Annotated in this window: 16 protein-coding genes; 13 read left to right on the top strand and 3 right to left on the bottom strand. The window is 65.5% G+C overall.

Translation table 11 applies throughout. From position 1 onward, the window contains the following. Positions 1–63 precede the first annotated feature (63 nt). Positions 64–858: a carbon-nitrogen hydrolase family protein gene (locus H7347_RS04215; RefSeq protein WP_152821633.1), complete on the top strand. Its 795-nt coding sequence runs from the start codon at positions 64–66 to the stop codon at positions 856–858. On the opposite strand, the gene H7347_RS04210 is transcribed toward H7347_RS04215, so the two are convergent. Continuing rightward, positions 855–2,009 (bottom strand): hypothetical protein, encoded by a 1,155-nt coding sequence (locus H7347_RS04210; protein WP_152821631.1) that lies wholly within the window; start codon positions 2,007–2,009, stop codon positions 855–857. The two genes, H7347_RS04215 and H7347_RS04210, sit on opposite strands and share 4 nt — an antisense overlap. A gap of 648 nt (positions 2,010–2,657) precedes the next feature. On the opposite strand from H7347_RS04210, the gene H7347_RS04205 reads away from it, so the two are divergent. The 8 genes from H7347_RS04205 to H7347_RS04170 all read left to right on the top strand — a co-directional run bounded on the left by H7347_RS04205 (position 2,658) and on the right by H7347_RS04170 (position 12,973). Then, positions 2,658–3,995: a sodium:glutamate symporter gene (locus H7347_RS04205; RefSeq protein ID WP_186337222.1), complete on the top strand. Its 1,338-nt coding sequence runs from the start codon at positions 2,658–2,660 to the stop codon at positions 3,993–3,995. A 208-nt stretch (positions 3,996–4,203) separates the two neighbouring features. After that, positions 4,204–5,940 (top strand): ATP-binding protein, encoded by a 1,737-nt coding sequence (locus H7347_RS04200; protein WP_186337221.1) that lies wholly within the window; start codon positions 4,204–4,206, stop codon positions 5,938–5,940. 312 nt (positions 5,941–6,252) lie between these two features. Continuing rightward, positions 6,253–8,826 carry an ATP-dependent chaperone ClpB gene (clpB, locus tag H7347_RS04195; RefSeq protein WP_152821770.1) on the top strand — a complete coding sequence of 858 codons (2,574 nt, stop codon included), beginning with the start codon at positions 6,253–6,255 and terminating at the stop codon, positions 8,824–8,826. 119 nt (positions 8,827–8,945) lie between these two features. After that, positions 8,946–9,281, top strand: coding sequence for a hypothetical protein (locus H7347_RS04190; protein ID WP_152821626.1), 336 nt, complete (start codon positions 8,946–8,948; stop codon positions 9,279–9,281). A gap of 136 nt (positions 9,282–9,417) precedes the next feature. Beyond that, positions 9,418–10,533, top strand: coding sequence for a hypothetical protein (locus tag H7347_RS04185; protein WP_152821624.1), 1,116 nt, complete (start codon positions 9,418–9,420; stop codon positions 10,531–10,533). Between the two features lie 5 nt (positions 10,534–10,538). Then, positions 10,539–11,078: an orotate phosphoribosyltransferase gene (pyrE, locus tag H7347_RS04180; RefSeq protein WP_152821622.1), complete on the top strand. Its 540-nt coding sequence runs from the start codon at positions 10,539–10,541 to the stop codon at positions 11,076–11,078. Next, positions 11,071–11,721, top strand: coding sequence for an RNA methyltransferase (locus tag H7347_RS04175; protein ID WP_152821620.1), 651 nt, complete (start codon positions 11,071–11,073; stop codon positions 11,719–11,721). The genes pyrE and H7347_RS04175 overlap by 8 nt, the downstream gene beginning before the upstream one ends. A gap of 61 nt (positions 11,722–11,782) precedes the next feature. Then, positions 11,783–12,973, top strand: coding sequence for a glycoside hydrolase family 76 protein (locus H7347_RS04170; RefSeq protein WP_186337220.1), 1,191 nt, complete (start codon positions 11,783–11,785; stop codon positions 12,971–12,973). Here H7347_RS04170 and H7347_RS04165 read toward each other — a convergent pair. Continuing rightward, positions 12,970–13,647, bottom strand: a complete 678-nt coding sequence (locus H7347_RS04165; RefSeq protein WP_152821618.1) for a VTT domain-containing protein — start codon at positions 13,645–13,647, stop codon at positions 12,970–12,972. The genes H7347_RS04170 and H7347_RS04165 overlap by 4 nt on opposite strands. Positions 13,648–13,851: 204 nt before the next feature. Here H7347_RS04165 and fbaA point away from each other — a divergent pair, with 204 nt between their 5' ends. From fbaA to H7347_RS04150, 3 genes are all read left to right on the top strand, one after another. Continuing rightward, the gene (gene fbaA, locus H7347_RS04160; RefSeq protein ID WP_152821616.1) at positions 13,852–14,886 is read left to right on the top strand and encodes a class II fructose-bisphosphate aldolase; all 1,035 of its coding nucleotides are present in this window, start codon (positions 13,852–13,854) and stop codon (positions 14,884–14,886) included. 66 nt (positions 14,887–14,952) lie between these two features. After that, entirely contained in the window at positions 14,953–16,134 is a 1,182-nt protein-coding gene (locus tag H7347_RS04155) for an aromatic acid exporter family protein (protein ID WP_152821614.1), read from the top strand. A gap of 169 nt (positions 16,135–16,303) precedes the next feature. Beyond that, a complete protein-coding gene (locus tag H7347_RS04150) occupies positions 16,304–16,981 on the top strand; it encodes a C39 family peptidase (protein ID WP_152821612.1) in 678 nt (225 codons plus the stop codon). Between the two features lie 31 nt (positions 16,982–17,012). Here H7347_RS04150 and H7347_RS04145 read toward each other — a convergent pair whose 3' ends face one another. Then, a complete protein-coding gene (locus H7347_RS04145; protein WP_370513907.1) occupies positions 17,013–17,942 on the bottom strand; it encodes a hypothetical protein in 930 nt (309 codons plus the stop codon). A gap of 104 nt (positions 17,943–18,046) precedes the next feature. On the opposite strand from H7347_RS04145, the gene H7347_RS04140 reads away from it, so the two are divergent. Beyond that, positions 18,047–19,333, top strand: a complete 1,287-nt coding sequence (locus H7347_RS04140) for an adenylosuccinate synthase (RefSeq protein ID WP_152821607.1) — start codon at positions 18,047–18,049, stop codon at positions 19,331–19,333. The last annotated feature ends 75 nt before the right edge of the window (positions 19,334–19,408 follow it).

Genomic DNA, 19,408 nt, shown 5'->3' with positions numbered 1-19,408 from the left:
TGAGGGAAAGAAGCGGTCGGTTGGCTTGTGGATAAACGGTGGTTATCCACATAGCATGGCCCCATGCGCATTGCACTGGCCCAGATACACGCTACGGGTAATCCGGAGGAGAATCTCCGCACGGTCGAGGCCTATTCGCGCCGGGCCGCGGATCGGGGCGCGCGCATGGTGGTGTTCCCCGAGGCCACCTCCCAGGCCTTTGGCACGGGCCGGCTGGACACTCGGGCGCAGGACTACCACGGTGCTTTCGCCGCCGGGATTCGTGAGCTGGCGCGGGAGCTGGGCTTGGCGATCGTGGCCGGGATGTTCCGCCCCGCCGATCGCCTGGATGACGGTACCCGGCGGGTGTGGAATACCGCGCTCATCGCCGACGGCGGCCCACCGCGCGGCTACGACAAAATCCATACCTACGACGCCTTTGACACCAAGGAATCGCGAACCGTGCAGCCGGGCACCGCGCCTGTGCTCTTTGCCGTCGATGGCGTGAGCGTGGGCGTGGCCATCTGCTTTGACCTGCGTTTCCCCAGCCTCTTCCAGGAACTTGCGCGCCGGGGGGCGCAGCTTATCGTGGTGCCGACTTCCTGGGCGGATGGGCCGGGCAAGCTCCGGCAGTGGCGCACGCTCACCGCGGCGCGTGCCCTGGATACCGGGGCCTTCATCGCGGGGGCGGGGATGGCGCGCCCGGGTGGTGCGGGCGCGGCGGGTCGCGCCTCGGGACCCACCGGCATCGGGCATTCCACGCTGGTGAACCCCTGGGGGCAGAGGTTGGCGGAGGCGGGGTACGGGGAGGAACTCGTGGTGGCGGATCTCGATCCGGGACTGGTGGCCCAGGCGCGCCGCGACCTGCCTATTCTCTAGGCTGCTGCCTGCGGCCAGGCCTCGATCTGGATGTGCTGCGCGCCCGCGCCCTGGAGCGCGGCGGCGCTGTGCTGGGCGTTAGCCTCCGGACCTGCGATGAGGATGTCGTGGTTATTCCAGTTGCCGCGACTGGCGGCGAGGGAGCCGGGGGAATCGGCCACCGCGATGTAGAGATCCGGCAGGGTGACCTTGGAATTGACCCACCAGGCGTCCTCGTGGGTGGTGGCGCAGGGGATCACCGTCAGCCAGGAACTGGCCTGAGCCAGCGCCCAGAGCCGGGGGAGCTCGTAGAGTTCCCCGGGGTAATCCGCGCTGAGGAAGAGGGTGACCCGCGGTCGATCTTCCCAGGTGAGAAGGTCGAAGAGGAGGGAACGCAGCGGTGCCCAGCCGGTGGAGTGGGCGAGGAGGAGGACGTCGCGCTCGCCGCTGATGGACAGCGACCCGCTCGGCTGGCCGAAGGTCCAGTGATCGCCCACCTTGGACTTGGCGAGGCGCTGGGCGGGGGCGTCGTCCTCGCCCAGGATGTGGAATTCCACTTGCCCGAACTCCGAGGGCGGGGTGGCGGGGGACATGGGAAGCCACATGCCCGGCAGCATGGTGGACGAGGTAAGCACGTGCTGGCCCGGGGAAAAGGGGATGGATAGCCCGGTGTCCAGGGTGACGACGCTGATGCGTCGGCTCATGCGCTGGACGTCGATGACTTCCCCGGAGTATGCCGGGGGCACGCCCCGTTCGTCCGCCTCCATGGCTGCGGCCGCCATCTCCACGCACAGGCCCTCCAAGAGGTGCTCCGCCTGCTGAGCCGCCACCGTGTACTGTTCGTTGGACACGCGCAGTACCTCGCGTAGACCAAATTTGAGAGCCTGGGCAAAAGAAGCATAGGCAATAGCGGGGAAACCGTGGCGGCGGTGATCGAGGCCGATCTGCTGGACGCGCAGCAGCGCCTTGGGGGAAAGCGCCGTGGGGGTGCTGTGTTCCAAAACCCAGGCCACCGACGTGGCTAGATCAAGGTGAGACTTGCTCATCTTGAGCGGAAAGACCGAGCGTGCTTCCAGATGATCCACATAGAAACGACCGTGTGTGGCATCGCGGAAAGTGCCGGGATGATCCCGGATCAGATCTGCAATCTCTGCGAGCGTGGCGGCGGGCATGACACCCATACTAAAGCCCGAGAGGCGGTTTGTTGAGGTCAACCCATACCAAAGGTCGCCGCACGGGTGTGTACCTTCGTCTAAGGGGGTGGCAAAGGCGGAGGAAAACAGGCAAAACGGACTATTTTCGGGGCGCCGCGACGGGGGTAGTGCCGCGCCATATTTTATTGGTATTCCGCGACCTTGCGTCCCGCCAATCGGCCTGCCCAGGCAGCTCCCACGGCGGATGCCGAGGGGGCATACCCCGCCGGAAAGCCGGGATTCCCTCCGGCCCGCGCGGGTGCGGGTACGCACGGCGTGTTCCACGCCCCAGTCCCACGCTCGGTCGCAGGGCCGATCCGTAAAAATTCGGCGGGCGACGGGGACTACACGGCGGGCAAACCGCCGCCGATGACTCGCGAGGCCGGCGAGATGGGCGATGCCGCCACGCACCGCCGGTTCGGTATGGGCGTCGAGAACCGCGAATCGCGTCCGGGCATCAGCCCCCGGCGTAGGACTCGTACGTGCAGGCCAGGTCGTTCTGGCCTGCACCGATGATCAGGGCATGCAGGGGTGCGCTCCCCGCCCCCATTCTTCCGCGCAGGGGTGGAGAAACCCACCCGAGCGGTTAAGATGAGCCGGTCACGTGTATCGCATGAAGGAGCCTCTGTGGAATACACCCCTTTTTCCCTGCTTGTTGATGTCGGCTGGATTTCCGTTTTGATGGTGGTAGGTAACGTCCTGCGCCGCAAGGTATCCGTCTTTCAGGCGTTGCTGCTTCCCGCCCCCATCACCGCCGGGTTGTTGGGTCTGCTGCTGGGGCCGGGTGGGCTTGGCTGGATCGGCTTTTCGGATCAGCTGGGTGCATATACCACGCTGCTCATCGCGGTGGTCTTTGCCTCCATGCCGTACTCTATGCAATTCGATCGCTCCGTGCGCTCTGGGGCGCGCACCATGTGGTCGTATTCCACGGGCATGTTCATGGGCCAATGGGGTCTATTCATCCTGCTCGGGATGTTCCTCTTCGAGCCGGTGTGGGGCACGGAGGATTGGTTCGGCATGATGCTGCCCGTGGGCTTCGTGGGTGGCTTCGGCACCGCGGCGGCCGTGGGTTCCTCCCTGGAGGCCACCGGGGCGACAGCCGCGAGCACCCTGGGCTTTACCTCCGCCACGGTGGGCACCCTGGCGGCCATCGTAGGCGGGGTGATCTTTGCCAACTGGGGTATTCGCACCGGGCGCACCTCGGAGATGCCCAAGAAGCTCCCCTGGGACATGCGCTCGGGCTACATCGACGAGGAGGCTTCCCGCCCCTCCATCGGCAAGGCCACGACGAACCCCTCGGCCATCGAGCCGGTGGCCCTCCACGTGGGCGTGCTCACACTCACCGTCATGTTCGCCTACCTGATTAATCAGGCGGTTAAGGGGATATTCCCCGAGGTTTCCATCCCGCTGTTCATCATGTCCTTCATCGTGGGCATCGCGGGCAAGCTGATTCTTAGCCTGCTCGGCCAGCCCAACTACGTGGATCGGGACACCATTAATTCTTTGTCCGGCGCGGCCACGGATTACCTCATCGCCTTCGGTATCGCGGCCATCGTGCCTTCCGTGGTGGCCGATTACTGGGTGCCGCTGGTGGTGATGTTTGTGCTCGGCACGGTGTACTGCCTGGTGTTCTTCTTCGTGGTGGCGCCCACCTTCTTCGGCCGCACGTGGCTGGAACGGGCGATCTTCGGCTGGGGCTGGGCCACCGCCGCGGTGGCCACGGGCATCGCGCTGCTCAAGATGGTGGACCCCAAGCTCAAGTCCGGCACCCTCAATGAATACGGCGTGGCCTACGTGGGCTTTGCCCCCTTTGAGATCGGCATGACGGTAATCGCGCCCATCGCCGTCATTACCGGGTGGACGATGGGGCTGGGGTGGATCGCCACGCTGCTGGCCGTGGTGGTGCTTGGCGTGGCCATCGTCCTGAGATGGGTGCCGGGGCGCGGCGTAGAGGTGAAGAACTAGGGGATAGCGGGGCCGGGGGCTGAGGGGTGCGTATCGACGCCCCCGCGGCGGGGCTCTCGGGGGATCGGGGGTTGGGGAACAACTTTCCAACAACTCTGCAACAACTATTTTTGCGTCCTGATCTGCGTTTATGCGTGTGGCCCGGAGAAAGTTGTTGCGGAGTTGTTTCGGAGTTGTTGAAACAACTCCGGCTGATTACCGTGGTGCTATGGGTGATACCGGAAACAACGCGGAAGGGCATGAGGTGCCCGATGTGGTGCGACAGGCGCTTGAGGCGATCGGGGGTGGTGTTACGGCTGATTCTCAGGAGGGGCAGCTCCTGGAGTTCAAGGAGGACCCTGCCGTGCATGGGGAAAGGAATCCGGAGGCGAAGCTTGCCGAGGTTCTTATCAATGAGTGCGTATGCATGGCCAACGGGGCTGAGGGGGATTCCTATATCGTCCTTGGGGTTGCGGACAAGGTGCCGGGGCCGGAGGCCTTTACCGGCACGGATTGCGATGAGGAATGGGTTATCCGAAAGGTTCTTGGGGGTACGCGACCGGGATTGCGGGTGGAGGTGACCGCCATAGCATGGAGGAAAAGGCGATTGCTGTGCATTCGTATTCCTCGGCCGTTCACCCTGTACACCCGCACACAGGGGCAGGGGACGTGGCGGAATAGGAAGAAGTGTGAGCCCCTCACGGATGAAAAGCGCAAAGAGATCCGGTTCCGACGCGAGAATCCCGACTATACGGAGCGTCGGTCCTCGCTATGCCTAGAGGATCTGGATCGGGCGGCTCTGGATTATGCGAGGAGCCTTTATACGCACCGCGTAGCGGTAAGCGGTGCGGAGGATCATGCGCCGCAGACCGATGGAGAACTGCTCCGGGCGTTGGGCTTGTTGCATGACGATGGGCAACTCAACATGGCCGCCGAGATTCTTTTTGCTCCCCTCAAGCCTGGCCGGGTGAGCGTGCAGCATCACCTGAGTACCGTGCCCGGCGAGGAACCGCGCGTGACCAACATATCCCGGCCGCTGATTCTTGCTTTTGCTGAGGTGAAACGTCTGATCGAGCAGGCCGCTCCAAGCGACATCATGCGTGTGGATTTTGAGGATGGGCAGGAGGTTTCCATTCCGGCTTTTCCCGCCAGGGCTATCGATGAGGTCGTTGCTAACGCCCTGGTGCACAGGGATTGGCTTCTTAGTAGCCCCGTGGTGATTGAGCAGGGGCCGAGGACGCTTTTGGTTTCTTCCCCGGGGTCCTTGCCCGTGGGGGTTGAGACCTCGCGGCTTTTGTCCACGAGGTCCATACCACGTAATCCTACCCTCATTCGTGCCATGAGAATGCTAGGCCTGGCGGAGGAATCCTCGCGTGGATTCGATCGGATGTGGGCGTCCATGCTGGCCTCGGGAAGGGAGGCTCCGGAGGTGGTGGACACGCTCAGCGATGTGCGCGTGACCTTGGCGGCGGGGGATCCGGACGCCGGGTTTATTCGAGGAATGAAAAAGATCGCCCAGGAGTGGGGAGGGAAGGTGGCGCGCTCCGTACGGGTGCTGATCGTGCTGCGTCATTTGTCCCGGAACCCGGTACTGACGCTTCAGAAAGCCGAGGAGTTGTTGCAGGTGCCGGAGACGGAGGCGCGTGAAACAATGCAATGGCTCAAGGAGCAGGGAATTGTTGAGGTGGTGCGCCCGCAAGGACAGGAATGGACGCTGGGTGAGCGTGCCCGAGGGGCCTTGATGGAAGATGAGGCACCCGTTTTTGTGGGGTTGAGCCTGCAACAATGGGTGGAGGCTCACCTCCGGGATGGAAGGGCGCTGACAAACCGGGACATCGTGAGTGGCACCGGGGCAACGCGCGCGGAGGTGACGGATTTGTTGCGTTATCTGAGGAGCCAGGGGCTCGTGCAGATCGATCCGAACGGCCCGCAACGGGGGCCCGGCACGCGCTGGACGGCGTCCTGAAACAACTTTCCAACAACTCTCCCACAACTATTTTTGCGCCCTGAGCTGCTTTTATGTGCGCGTCCGCGGCGGAAGTTGTTGCGGAGTTGTTTTGGAGTTGTTGAAACAACTCCGGCCCCGCGCGGCCGGGCCGCCGCGCCTCGAACCGTACCTGAGCCGACCCCGCGCAACTTTTTGCCCTTGAGTGGAACAAACTCAACCCTGCGCGCGTTGGACTGGATGGAACACAAAACCGCCCCGCCCGGGGAGCGTCCCGGGCCGTGGCCCGCCCCGGCGGCCACCACGGGCGAGATGAAGAAAGGCGTAATGGCAATGAACTCTTTTAACCCCACCACCAAGACCAGCGAGGCCCTGCAGGCGGCCCTGCAGCGGGCCTCGTCCCTGGGCAACCCCGATATCCGCCCGGCGCACCTGCTGGTAGCCATCCTTGAGCAGAGCGAGGGTATCGCCGCCCCGGTGCTGCAGGCCGTGGGCGTGGATACGGCGTCGGTAGTCAGGGAGGCCACCCGCCTGGTGGAGGGCTACCCCAGGGTCCAGGGCTCCAACATGGCCAATCCGAACTTTAACCGCGACGCCCTCAATGCTCTTACGGCCGCCCAGGAGCTGGCCGGGGAGCTGGGCGATGAGTACGTGTCCACGGAGGTGCTGCTGGCGGGGATCGCCGGGGGCTCGTCGGACGCCGCCGAGCTGCTTAAGGGTAAGGGGGCCACCCACGAGGCGATCGTGGCGGCGTTTCCCTCGGTGCGCGGGCATACCAAGGTGACCTCGCAGGACCCGGAGGGGCAGTTCCAGGCCCTAGAGAAATACGCCACGGACCTCACGGCGCGGGCGCTCGAAGGCAAGATCGACCCGGTGATCGGGCGCGATTCGGAGATTCGCCGCGTGGTGCAGGTGCTCAGCCGCCGCACCAAGAACAATCCCGTGCTCATCGGCGAGCCCGGCGTGGGCAAGACCGCGATCGTGGAGGGGCTGGCGCGCCGCATCGTGGCCGGGGACGTCCCAGAGTCTCTCCAGGACAAGACGCTGCTGTCCCTTGACCTGGGCTCCCTGGTGGCGGGGGCGAAATACCGCGGCGAGTTCGAGGAGCGGCTCAAGGCGGTGCTCGATGAGATCAAGCAGTCCGAGGGGCAGGTGATCACCTTCATCGATGAGCTGCACACGATCGTGGGCGCCGGGGCCAGCGGAGAGTCCGCGATGGACGCAGGCAATATGATTAAGCCCCTGCTGGCGCGCGGCGAGCTGCGCCTGGTGGGCGCCACCACCCTGGACGAGTACCGCAAGTACATCGAGAAGGACGCCGCGCTGGAGCGGCGCTTCCAGCAGGTGTACGTGGGCGAGCCCTCGGTGGAGGACGCCGTGGGCATCCTGCGCGGCCTGAAGGAGCGCTACGAGGTGCACCACGGCGTGCGCATTCAGGACTCCGCCCTGGTGGCGGCGGCCACGCTCTCCGATCGCTATATCACCAACCGCTTCCTGCCGGACAAGGCCATCGACCTGGTGGACGAGGCCGCGTCCCGGCTGCGCATGGAAATCGATTCCTCCCCTCAGGAGATCGACGAGGCCCAGCGCATCGTGCGCCGCCTGGAGATCGAGGAGCTGGCGCTGCAAAAGGAAAAGGATGCCGCTTCGAAGGAACGCCTGGAGAAGCTGCGCGGGGAGCTTGCCGACGAGCGCGAGAAGCTCGGCGAGCTGACCGCGCGGTGGAACAACGAGAAGGGCGCGATCGACGAGGTGCGCGCGGCCAAGGAGAAACTAGAGAAGCTGCGCGGCGAGTCCGAGATCGCCGAGCGCGAGGGCGATTACGAGCGCGTGTCCGAGCTGCGCTACGGCAAGATCCCCGAGGCTGAGGCGGCGGTGGCGGCCGCCGAGGCCGAGGTAGGCAAGGGGGAGAATAATTCCATGCTCACTGAGGAGGTCAGCCCGGATACCATCGCGGAGGTCGTGTCCGCATGGACGGGCATTCCGGCGGGCAAGATGATGCAGGGCGAGACGGAGAAGCTGCTCGCCATGGAGGCGGAGCTGGGCAAGCGCGTGGTGGGCCAGCGCGAGGCCGTCACCGCGGTCTCGGATGCGGTGCGTCGCTCGCGGGCGGGGGTGGCCGATCCGCACCGCCCCACGGGTTCCTTCCTCTTCCTGGGGCCCACGGGCGTGGGCAAGACGGAGCTGGCCAAGGCGCTCGCGGAGTTCCTCTTCGACGACGAGCGCGCGATGGTGCGCATCGACATGTCCGAGTACGGCGAGAAGCACGCTGTGGCCCGCCTGGTGGGGGCGCCCCCCGGATATGTGGGTTACGACGCGGGTGGACAGCTCACCGAGGCGGTGCGGCGTCGCCCGTACGCGGTGGTGCTCTTCGACGAGGTGGAAAAGGCGCACCCGGACGTGTTCGACGTGCTGCTCCAGGTGCTCGACGACGGCCGCCTGACCGACGGCCAGGGGCGCACCGTGGACTTCCGCAACGCCATCGTGATCCTCACCTCCAACCTGGGCGCCGGCGGAAACCGTGAGCAGGTGATGGAGGCTGTCAAGCACGCCTTCAAGCCGGAGTTCATCAATCGCCTGGATGACGTGGTGGTCTTTGATGCCCTCAGCCACGAGCAGCTCACGCACATCGTGGACATTCAGGTTGCGCAGCTCGCGCGCCGGCTGGAGCAGCGCCGCCTGCGCCTTCACGTCTCCGAGGCCGCCCGGCATTGGCTGGGTGAGCGCGGCTACGACCCCGCCTATGGGGCGCGTCCGCTGCGTCGCCTCATCCAACAGGCCATCGGGGATCAGCTGGCCAAGGAATTGCTGTCTGGGGCGATTGTGGACGGCGATAGCGTGAACGTGGATGTGGCGGAAGGCGGAGCCCGCTTGGAATTGAGTGCGCATTCCCTGGGGAATGAATAAGTTATAATCTCCCTTCAGTCACTCTTTACGGTACGAAAGTGGATTACTATTGAATGACGCTTGACGGCCTCTTACACTCGGCATTGTCCATCGCATTTGAGTAGAGAAAGGAAAACGCGATGTTGTCTCGTAAGAACCTTGCTGCCGTGGCAGCCTCTGCCGTCATCGCCACCGGCGTGGTGGCGACCCCCGCTTTCGCCGCCGAGCCCGTGGACCCGGACTACAGCGTGGCCACCGTCGATCAGGATAACCCGAAGGCCGATTCCGAGGCCACCACCCAGGAGGGGGCGGAGACCGAGAAGGCCGAGGGCTCCGCGGCTTCAACGCTGCTCTCCGAGCTGTCCTCCTCTTCCGAGGGCAAGAGCGAGGCGGGCAAGTCCGAGGGTTCCTCCGCTTCGGATGCCCTGGGCCTAGTGGGCACGCTGGTTAAGCTCATCATGGGGATCCTCGGCTAGGTTTCCCGACGCCGCAGGATTCCAGGGGTGCGGGCCGGTAGCTGACCGGCTTGGCGCACCCCTTTTTCTTGTCTGCGGAGAGTCCGGGGGAGGGGGACGGGGGCGCGGTGCCGCTGCAGCCATTAGAGTAATGGGCGTGTCCGTAACACTCATTTTTGCGTTCGCCGCCGTTGCCCTCGTCATCGCCGCCGTATTGTGGCGGCTCGATGCCCGGGGTCGCGCCTCGCGCCCCGAGGCCGCGGAGGATGCCCCCGCGCGACGGGAGGCGGGCGCGTCGGAGGGGGAAACCGGGCAACCCGAGCGCTCGGAACAGGAGGAGCGCCGCGCCCCGGGACGTCTTGCCATGCCGGGGCAGGGGCGCCGCGAGCGTCGTTCCTGGGCGCAGGAGGCTGGTTTTAGCTTCACCCGCACGGATGATTCCTTGGCCGAGGAGTGGCGCCGCGGCGCGGCCGCCTCCGGGGCCACCGCTCACGATGTGGTTACCGGGGTCAGCGAGGGGCACGAGTTTGCGCTTGCGGATCTGGATTCCACCACCATCGTGGCGGTACGTCGCGGTGCCGCCTCCGACGTGGTGGTGGATTTCCGCCGCCCCGATTTCTCCGGGGAGGCGCACTCCTCGGACCTGCGGGAATGCGGGGAGCTGGAGGGTTTCGTGCGGTTTAGCACCGATCCCGGCGCCGCGGAGCGCCTGAGCGACGAGCGCGTGAGCGCCGCCCTGGAGGCCATGCCGGACTTCGTGCGCGCGGTGTGGTGTGAGTCCGACTGGGTGCTTGCCCAACTCGACCGAGGCACCCACGGCCACGATTGGGAGGCGATCATGGCCCCGATGAGTTGGCTCGCCGACGCCGCCCACGCCCTGCCCCCGCGCGCGGCCGCGCCGCTGAAAATAGAGGATGCCCTGCCGTCCCGGTTGATGCCGGCCCCGGTACCCGAGGAGGAGCGATCGAGCGAGCAGGAACCGGAGGGGCGGGAGACGGAAACCCCCGCGGTGATCCGCCCGGAGGAGCCTGTCGAATTGCCCACCCGGGTCAACAAGCAGTCCCGTGGCGTGGTGGCGCCGCGCTCCCTGGGCGGCGACGAGGTGCCGGGCATCGGGGAGCGCGCCGAGGAGCCCTCGGACTATCAGGGCACCCGAGTGCTGCGCTCGCAGGATGCCGGCCCCTCCATCTTCGATGACCTGGCCGAGCAGTTGGGCCGCGATCCCTTAGAACACATGCGCGGGCTTCAGGCCCCCAAGAAGAAGGAGAACTAGCGCAGATGTCGCAGCAAGAACGCGCCGAGCTGGCGGAACTGGTCAAGGAATTAGCCGTGGTCCACGGCAGGGTCACGCTTTCCTCCGGCCGGGAGGCCGATTACTACGTGGACCTGCGTCGTGCCACGCTGCATCATCGGGCCTCCCGGCTCATCGGTTCCCTTCTGCGCGAACTCACCGCGGATTGGGACTATGCGGCCGTGGGCGGGCTGACCCTGGGTGCCGATCCCGTGGCCACCGCCGTCATGCATGCCGAGGGGCGCGCCATCGATGCCTTCGTGGTGCGCAAGGAGACCAAGAAGCACGGCATGCAGCGCCGGATCGAGGGTCCCGAGGTGGCGGGCATGAAGGTGCTGGTGGTCGAGGACACCACTACCACGGGCAACTCTCCCCTGACCGCCGTGGAGGCGCTGCGCGAGGCGGGGGCCCAGGTGGTGGGTGTGGCCACGGTGGTCGATCGCGCCACCGGTGCCGACGAGGTGCTGGCCGACGCCGGCCTCGAATACCGCTACCTGCTGGGCCTGGAGGATTTGGGGCTTGCCTGAGCAGGGTCCCGGCCCCACGGAATGGGGGGAGGGCCGCCATGGGGTAGGGCCCTGGGAGGGGCCGCTTCCCGACGATCCCCGCCTCGATCCCGACCTGCTGGCGGAGGGGGATCGCCGCAACGTGGTGGATGCCTACCGGTATTGGCGGCGCGAGGCCATCGTGGCCGACATCGACACCCGCCGCCACCCCCTGCACGTGGCCATCGAGAACTTCGAGAATGACGCCAACATCGGCACCGTGGTGCGCACCGCCAACGCCTTCGCCGCCGATACCGTGCACATCGTGGGCCGACGGCGGTGGAATCGGCGCGGGGCGATGGTGACCGACCGCTACCAGCACCTGCGCCACCACGCCACGGTGGCCGACCTGATGGAGTGGGCGCGCGCGGAGGGGATAGCGGTGGTGGCCATCGATAACACCCCTGGCAGCGTGCCGCTGGAGACCGCCGCGTTGCCGCGCCGCTGCGTCCTGCTCTTCGGCCAGGAGGGTCCGGGGGTGACGCCGCAGGCCCGCGAGGCGGCGGTGATGACGTGCTCGATCGCGCAGTTCGGTTCCACCCGTTCCCTCAACGCCGGGGTGGCGGCGGGGATCGCCATGCACGCCTGGGTACGCCAGCACGCCGATCTTGGCCGCGCGTGGTGAATCTTGGTTAGGATCGTGGGGAAGAACACCACGATGAATACTCAATAGGTGAGGCATAGCAGTGCGGGAAAAATGGGCACACCGGGCGGATTTGGCGGAGGCCGCCATTAATGATCGACATGCCAGCCGCCTCTGGGGATTGCCGCGAACCAACCTCGCGGTGGTCGCCTGGCCGCCGACGTCGAAGGACAAGCTCTTTGTCCGGTGGCACTACTGGTGGCAGGCGCATTACCTGGATTGCCTCCTGGATGCTTATGCCCGCCGCAGCACCAACGCGCGCCGCGCGCAGATTCATGAGACCATGCGGGGAATCCGCTGGCGCAATCGCAATAAATTGGCGCATAACCGCTATTACGATGATAAGGCCTGGTTGGCCCTGGCCCTGGGGCGCGCGGCGGGGCTCAAGAAAATGAAAAAGCCTAAGCAATTAGAGGCCCTGGAATTTAATATCCTCAGCGGCATCGACAGGCTGACCGGCGTGCTGCCGTGGCGCACCGGGGAGACCTTCTATAACGTTCCCTCCAACGGCCCGGCCGCGATCATGATGGCGCGCACCGGGAGGCTGGAGCATGCCATGAGCATCACGGACTGGATCCTGGACACGCTCATCAACGACGACGGCCTCATCATGGACGGCCTGCGCATGAGGATGCACGGCCCGGAGCTGGTGCGCGATATTCACCCCTATTGCCAGGGTGTGACCATCGGAGCCTGCCTGGAGATCGCGCTGCGGCTGCGCGAGCGCGCGGGCTTCGCCGAGGAGGAAGTGGTGGGATACGCCGACGCGGAGCAGGTGGATGACTCGATGAGGTACATCACCGCCCTGCGCTCCATCGTGCAGGCGGTGGCCAGAGAGATGGCCACCCCGCAGGGGGTGATCGACTGGGATACCGGGGAGGGCGACGGCGGCCTGTTCAAGGGGATCCTGGTGCGCTACCTGGCGGACGTCGCGGTGCGCTTGCCGGCCGATTCGCCCACCAATCGGGCCACCAAGAAGGTCGCGGGCCGCCTGGTGCTGGCCTCCGCGCAGAGCGTGTGGAACCATCGCCTGGAGGTGGATGGCCTGCCCATTTTTGCCACCGATTGGACCGACGACGCACGGCTGCCGCACAACTTTGGCCTGGGCCCGAAGAGCCTGGCCGAGAGCGCCGGGGTGATCCGCATCGCGGAGCGGGATCTATCCGTGCAGCTGTCCGGGTGGATGCTCATCGAGGCGGCGGCGCGGGTGCAGCAGTACCTGGAGGAGGGCTAGGAGCCCTTTCGGGAGGCGAGGAATTGCCTGGCCGCGCCGACGATGCCGGGGAGGATGGAGACGAAGACGATGAGGAGGAAGATGGCCTCGATGTTGTCCCGGATGAAGGTGTACTGGCCGAGCCAGGCTCCGAGCAGCGTCACCCCGCCGCCCCAGAGAAGGCCGCCCACGATGTTGTAGGTGATGAACACGCGGTAGCGCATGCCGGACATGCCGGCCACCAGGGGGGCGTAGGTGCGCACGATGGGGACGAAGCGGCAGATGATGACCGTGATGGGGCCGTGTTTTTCGAAGAACTCGTGGGATTGGGCGAGGTATTCTTGCTTGAAAAAGCGGCCGTTGGGACGCTTGTGCAGGGCGTGGCCGAAGCGGGATCCGAGAAGGTAGCCCACCTGGTCGCCCAGGATGGCGGCGATGACGCACACCAGGATCACCAGCCACAGCGGCGCGAAGGGATCGGGCTGCACCGAGAGCATGCCGGCGGTAAAAAGCAGGGAATCGCCGGGCAGGAGGGGGAAGAGGAGGCCGGATTCGATGAAGACGATGAAGGCCACGCCGGGGAGGATGAGGGAGCCGAAGGGGCCGGAGCCGCTGAGGAGATACATCGGATCCATCCAGTCCGGCCCGAGTGCCAGGGTATTCACCGCGTTCATCGCGTCTACCGTGTCGATCATGTTCCATAGAGTAGGCGCGATGGCGGCGGGGAGGAAAGCCGTTGCAGGTCGGCGAAGACGCCCGATGATATTTGCTTATGTGGGTTTGCGTTGTTTTTGGCGGGTGTGCGGGGCGTCGGCGGGGAGGCCTGAAAGTTGGCATAATCGGTGGGGAGGTCACGCCGCCGAGGCGTGTGCGACGATCACGATATTTGAGGAGTCATCATGCCCATCGCCACCCCCGAGGTCTATAACGACATGCTCGATCGCGCCAAGAAGGGCGGCTTTGCCTACCCCGCGATCAACTGCACCTCGTCGGAAACGATCAACGCTGCGCTCAAGGGTTTCGCCGAGGCGGAGTCCGATGGCATCATTCAGTTCTCCACCGGCGGCGCGGAGTTCGGCTCCGGACTGGCGGTGAAGAACAAGGTGGCGGGCGCCTGCGCCCTGGCCGCCTTCGCCCACGAGGCCGCCAAGCACTACGACATCAACGTGGCCCTGCACACCGACCACTGCCAAAAGGAAGTGCTCGACGAGTACGTGCGCCCGCTCATCGCCATTTCCCAGGAGCGAGTGGATCGCGGCGAGCTTCCCCTCTTCCAGTCCCACATGTGGGACGGCTCCGCCATTCCGATCGACGAGAACCTGGAGATTGCCCAGGAGCTACTGGCCAAGGCCAAGGCCGCCAACATCATCCTGGAGGTGGAGATCGGCGTCGTCGGCGGCGAGGAGGACGGCGTGCAGGCCAAGGCCGGGGCCAACCTCTACACCACCCCGGAGGACTTTGAAAAGACCATCGACGCCCTGGGCACCGGCGAGAATGGCCGCTATCTGCTGGCCGCCACCTTCGGCAACGTCCACGGCGTGTACAAGCCCGGCAACGTGAAGCTGCGTCCCGAGGTGCTCCTGGAGGGCCAGCAGGTGGCCCGCAAGAAGCTCGGCCTGGCGGATGACGCCCTGGCCTTTGACTTCGTGTTCCACGGCGGCTCCGGCTCCGAGAAGGAGAAGATTGAGGAGGCCCTGCGCCACGGCGTGATCAAGATGAACGTGGACACGGACACCCAGTACGCCTTCACCCGTCCCGTGGCCGGTCACATGTTCTCCCACTACGACGGCGTGCTCAAGGTCGATGGCGAGGTGGGGAACAAGAAGACCTACGACCCCCGCTCCTACATGAAGAAGGCAGAGCAGTCCATGTCCGAGCGTGTGGTGGAGGCCTGCCAGGATCTGCACTCCGTGGGCACCACCCTCGGCAAGTAGCGGGAGGCCGTCCGGGGGGGCTGATGGCCCTGCGCCCACCCGGCGGGGTGCCTTATGGTGGAGGGCATGGCCAAGCAGAAGATGAGTACCCTCGCCCGGCTGCGCACGGTGGATCAATCCCTGCACAGCCGGACGATCCGGGTGCGCAAGCGAGCCTGGCCCATCGTGCAGTCCGCGATCGCCGCGGGCCTCGCCTTCTGGGTGGCGCACCGCCTTTTCGGCCACCCGGTTCCCTTCTTCGCCCCCATCGCCGCGGTGATCATCCTCGGCCTGGAGGGCGGGGATCGCCTGAAGCGAGCGGTGGAGATGTCCATCGGCTGTGTCGTCGGCGTGGCGCTGGGCGACCTGCTTTTTTATTACCTCGGCCCGGGCGCGTGGCAGATATCGGTGGCCGTGGCGATCTCCCTGTTGCTGGCCTCGTTCATCTCTTCTTCTCCCCTGGTGAACAACCAGGCCGCCATCGGTTCCATCCTGATCGCCACGATCATGCCGCCGGGCACCGTCTCGGTCCTGACCGGCACCGGCAGCACCGGCCGAGTGGTGGACGCGATGATCGGCTCCGCCGTGGGCATCCTCGTGGTGGCCTTCATCCCCAGCGACCCGCTCAACGCGGGGCGACAGGAGATCTCGAACGTCTTGGGCATCGCCTCCTCGGTGCTCCAGGACGTCTCCCAGGCCCTGTGCACGGGTGACCTCGAACTCATGGAGGACACCCTGGCGGCCGTGCGGGGCACCCAGGGCACAATCAACGCCATGCTCGCCGCCGCCAAGACCGGGCGTGAGTCCACGACCCTCTCCCCGCTGATGTGGCGTAACTGGCGGCGGATTCGTACGTTGGAGCGCTTGTTGATCCCCGTGGATAACTCGATCCGTAACGTTCGGGTGCTCGCCCGTCGTGCCCAGGTGCTTATCGAGGATGGTGATGTGGTCTCTCCCGCGCAGGTGCGCATCATCGATGAGCTTTCTGATGTTGCCCTTCAGCTTTCTGAGATGTATGAGCGTGGTGCGGAACTTGATGAGGCGAGGGAGATTCCCGTGTTGGTGAACCAGCTGCGTCGCTTGGGTGGGGGTGTCTCGATGGCGGTGGTGGAAAATCGGGTGCTTTCCGCGCACGTGGTGCTGGCGCAGTCGCGCTCGCTCATCGTGGATTTTCTGCAGATCTGCGGGATGTCGCGGGAATCTGCGTTGGCGGTGTTGGTGCCTACCTCCGCTACCCCGGCGTATCTTCCGGAGGTATGGGAGGAGTAGCGGCGTGATGGTTAACAAAAGGTTCCTTTAATGGGGGATTATTAGTACCTTATAGGGGGGGTGTTCTAGGCACAGGAGAATGATGGTCCTGCATTTCCCTTGACCCACGCATTTGATTTTCCTATAATAGGGTTTTGAATGTTGAGAACCTATCACTTAAGCGAGGAACATGATCCCCTACTTTAAGCACGCCCTTACCGCCAGCACGCTCGTCGCCACGATGGCCGCGGGGTTGTTCGCCGGGGTGGCGCAGGCCCAGCCGAGCGCGTCCGCGATCGATGAGGTGCAGGTGACGACGTCCGCCACCGATGATTACCTGGCCGGACAGTACCAGTTCAAGTACATCAGGCAGAATCAGGGGCAGAAGACGCGACGAGTGGATTGTGGCCCCGCGAGCATCCTCATGGCCCTGCTGGATAACGGAGGGCAGATTCCTGACAGCTATAAGGAGAGGAATCAGGCCGCCGCCATGACCGAGCTGCGCGGCGAGGCCCCGAGTGGTACGTCCGGGGGGCTCCATGACTTCGATATCGTCAGCATTCTGGAGAATCGCGGCGTGTCGGGGACGGTTCTGGACCGGGGCGAGGCGATCAAGGCCATTGATAAGCTGAAGGAGGGTAAAAAGGCCGTAGTGCTGACCCGATCCAACTTAATGCGCGGCCGGGAAGCGGATGGTGCTTTTGGCCACTTCGTGTATGTTTCCGGTTATGATTCTGGCTCCAATACGTTTACGGTGAATGATCCGCAGGATATGGATCAGCAACCTTACCAGGTAACCGAGGATAAGATGCGCACGATCCTCACCAGCCCGGCCAAGGGCAATAGCGAGTGGGTGTATGTGATCTAAGGGCCTGCGCCCGCGCGGCCACGGACAAAAATTACGGCCGCGCGATCTGGAGATCTCGCAGGTGCCGGTAGAACGTCACGCGCTTCACCGGCCGCTTGGCGCTCACGCTGTCCACGGTGACCCGGATGTTTTCGCCCCCGGACTGCACCGCGCGCCCGGTGGCCAGCGTGGCGGGGTCCACCACGCCCACGGGTTGCTCCGCGCCGCGCACCAGCCAGCGGGTGCCGGGGGAGTTCCACAGCCGCTCCACCCCGCGCGGCCCCATGCGGCGGGCCACCAGGGAGCCCAGCCCGGAGCCTTTTCGTGTCGCATCCATCGCCAGTGGCGTGCGCAGCTCCATGGCGGCGATGCCGGGGGCCGTGGTCATGGGCACCAGCCGCGCGCCGTAGTGCCCAAAGAGGGGGCGCGTGTCCTCCCCGTGGAGGAGCAGGCGGTGATCGTCCACGATGATCTCCCCGGTGTATTCCGTATTATCCCAATGCGTCAGGGCGGCGCTGCCCGCCACCGCCAGCCCGGAGTCGGTGCGGATCAGGGGCGCGGGGCGCACCGGGGCCTCCGCGGCAAGCGCAAGGGCGTCAGTAAGCGTGGAGCGCCCGCGCGGCAGGCCCCAGTTGGTGGCGGCGGAGGATTCCCCGGTGGGGACGTAGCCGAACTCCACCCACAGGTAGTCGGCGCGCATGGCGCGGGTGAGCACGGCGGAGAGGGCGGCGTCGGAACCAATGACGATCACCCGCAGCCGTTCCTCGGGGCGCTGGGGCGCGGGTTGCGGCTCGCCCAGGTGGGCGACGTCGGGCTGGGCGGCGATCTCGTCGAGGGAGGGGGTGGGGTCGTGCGGCAGGGCCTGGGTGGCGGCGGTGTCGAGGAGCTTGAGCTCCTGGCGGGTGGGTACCTCGGAGAGCCGGTGCGAGTCCGGGTCTAGGGGGAGGCCGGTGGCGCCGCAGTGCAGGAGAATCGTCCGCATGGGTCTCATCTTAGGAATGACCGACCCCGGTGGGTACAATCTGGGGCTGTTCTGTGCGTCCCGATGGGGCGGAAATCTACCTGTAGCGGAAGTGTGATGCCAGTATGGCTGCGATTGTGATCGTCGGGGCCCAGTGGGGCGATGAAGGCAAGGGCAAGGCCACCGATATTCTGGGCGGCCGCGTGGATTACGTGGTCAAGCCCAACGGCGGTAACAATGCCGGGCACACCGTGGTGGTGGGCGGTGAGAAGTACGAGCTCAAGCTCCTTCCCGCCGGTTTGCTTTCGGAGAACGCTGTGCCGGTGCTGGGCAACGGCGTGGTGATTAACCTCGAAGCCCTGTTCGAGGAGATCGAGGGCCTGGAGGCCCGAGGCGCGGACGCCTCCCGCCTGCGTATTTCCTCCAATGCGCACCTGGTGGCCCCGTATCACCAGGTGCTCGATCGGGTGCAGGAGCGCTTCTTAGGCAAGCGCGCCATCGGCACGACCGGCCGTGGCATCGGACCGACCTATGCGGACAAAGTCTCCCGCGTGGGCATCCGCGTGCAGGACGTGTTCGACGAGTCCATCCTGCGCCAGAAGATCGAATCCGCCCTGGCGGTCAAGAACCAGATCCTGGTGAAGATGTACAACCGCCGCGCGATCGACGCCGAGGAGGTGGTGCAGTACTTCCTGTCCTACGCCGAGCGCCTGCGCCCGATGGTGATCGAGGCCGAGTACGAGCTGAATAAGGCGCTGGACGAGGGCAAGCACGTGCTCATGGAGGGCGGGCAGGCCACCATGCTGGACGTGGACCACGGCACCTATCCCTTTGTCACCTCCTCGAACCCCACGGCCGGTGGGGCCTGTGTGGGTGCGGGCATCGGGCCAACGCGGATCACCTCCAGCCTGGGCATCATCAAGGCTTACACCACCCGCGTGGGCGCGGGACCCTTCCCCACGGAGCTGTTTGATAAGTGGGGCGAGTACCTGCAAACCACCGGCGGCGAGGTGGGCGTGAACACGGGCCGCAAGCGCCGCTGCGGCTGGTACGATTCCGTGATCGCCCGCTACGCCTCCCGCGTCAATGGCTTTACCGACCTCTTCCTTACCAAGCTGGACGTGCTCACGGGCATCGGGGAGATCCCTGTCTGCGTGGCTTACGACGTGGACGGTCAGCGCTGTGATGAGATGCCGCTGACCCAGTCCGAGTTCCACCACGCCGAGCCGATTTTCGAGACGATGCCCGCCTGGGACGAGGACATCTCCGGGTGCCGGACCTTTGCGGATCTGCCGCAGCGCGCCCAGGATTATGTGCGCCGCCTCGAGGAGCTCTCCGGGGCGCGGATCTCCTACATTGGGGTGGGGCCGGGCCGGGATCAGACGATCACGGTGCACGACGTCCTGGCGTAGCGGCACCGGGCCGTACTCGGCGTCGGTGCGGCCAGTGTGGCGGGTGTGGCGGGGGTAAAAATCTGTAAATTAGGG

Origin of the sequence: Corynebacterium sp. zg-331 (assembly GCF_014267345.1) — a bacterium.
GTDB lineage: Bacteria > Actinomycetota > Actinomycetes > Mycobacteriales > Mycobacteriaceae > Corynebacterium.
Note: the sequence above shows the minus strand (reverse complement) of the source record. Positions and strands in the feature narration are given on the sequence as shown.

Bases quoted from the DNA above. Each gene is read 5' to 3' on its own strand.
- H7347_RS04215 (WP_152821633.1), top strand. From the start codon at position 64: ATGCGCATTGCACTGGCCCAGATACACGCTACGGGTAATCCGGAGGAG.
- H7347_RS04210 (WP_152821631.1), bottom strand. From the start codon at position 2,009: ATGCCCGCCGCCACGCTCGCAGAGATTGCAGATCTGATCCGGGATCAT.
- H7347_RS04200 (WP_186337221.1), top strand. From the start codon at position 4,204: ATGGGTGATACCGGAAACAACGCGGAAGGGCATGAGGTGCCCGATGTG.
- clpB (WP_152821770.1), top strand. From the start codon at position 6,253: ATGAACTCTTTTAACCCCACCACCAAGACCAGCGAGGCCCTGCAGGCG.
- H7347_RS04190 (WP_152821626.1), top strand. From the start codon at position 8,946: ATGTTGTCTCGTAAGAACCTTGCTGCCGTGGCAGCCTCTGCCGTCATC.
- pyrE (WP_152821622.1), top strand. From the start codon at position 10,539: ATGTCGCAGCAAGAACGCGCCGAGCTGGCGGAACTGGTCAAGGAATTA.
- H7347_RS04165 (WP_152821618.1), bottom strand. From the start codon at position 13,647: ATGATCGACACGGTAGACGCGATGAACGCGGTGAATACCCTGGCACTC.
- fbaA (WP_152821616.1), top strand. From the start codon at position 13,852: ATGCCCATCGCCACCCCCGAGGTCTATAACGACATGCTCGATCGCGCC.
- H7347_RS04155 (WP_152821614.1), top strand. From the start codon at position 14,953: ATGGCCAAGCAGAAGATGAGTACCCTCGCCCGGCTGCGCACGGTGGAT.
- H7347_RS04150 (WP_152821612.1), top strand. From the start codon at position 16,304: ATGATCCCCTACTTTAAGCACGCCCTTACCGCCAGCACGCTCGTCGCC.
- H7347_RS04145 (WP_370513907.1), bottom strand. From the start codon at position 17,942: ATGCGGACGATTCTCCTGCACTGCGGCGCCACCGGCCTCCCCCTAGAC.
- H7347_RS04140 (WP_152821607.1), top strand. From the start codon at position 18,047: ATGGCTGCGATTGTGATCGTCGGGGCCCAGTGGGGCGATGAAGGCAAG.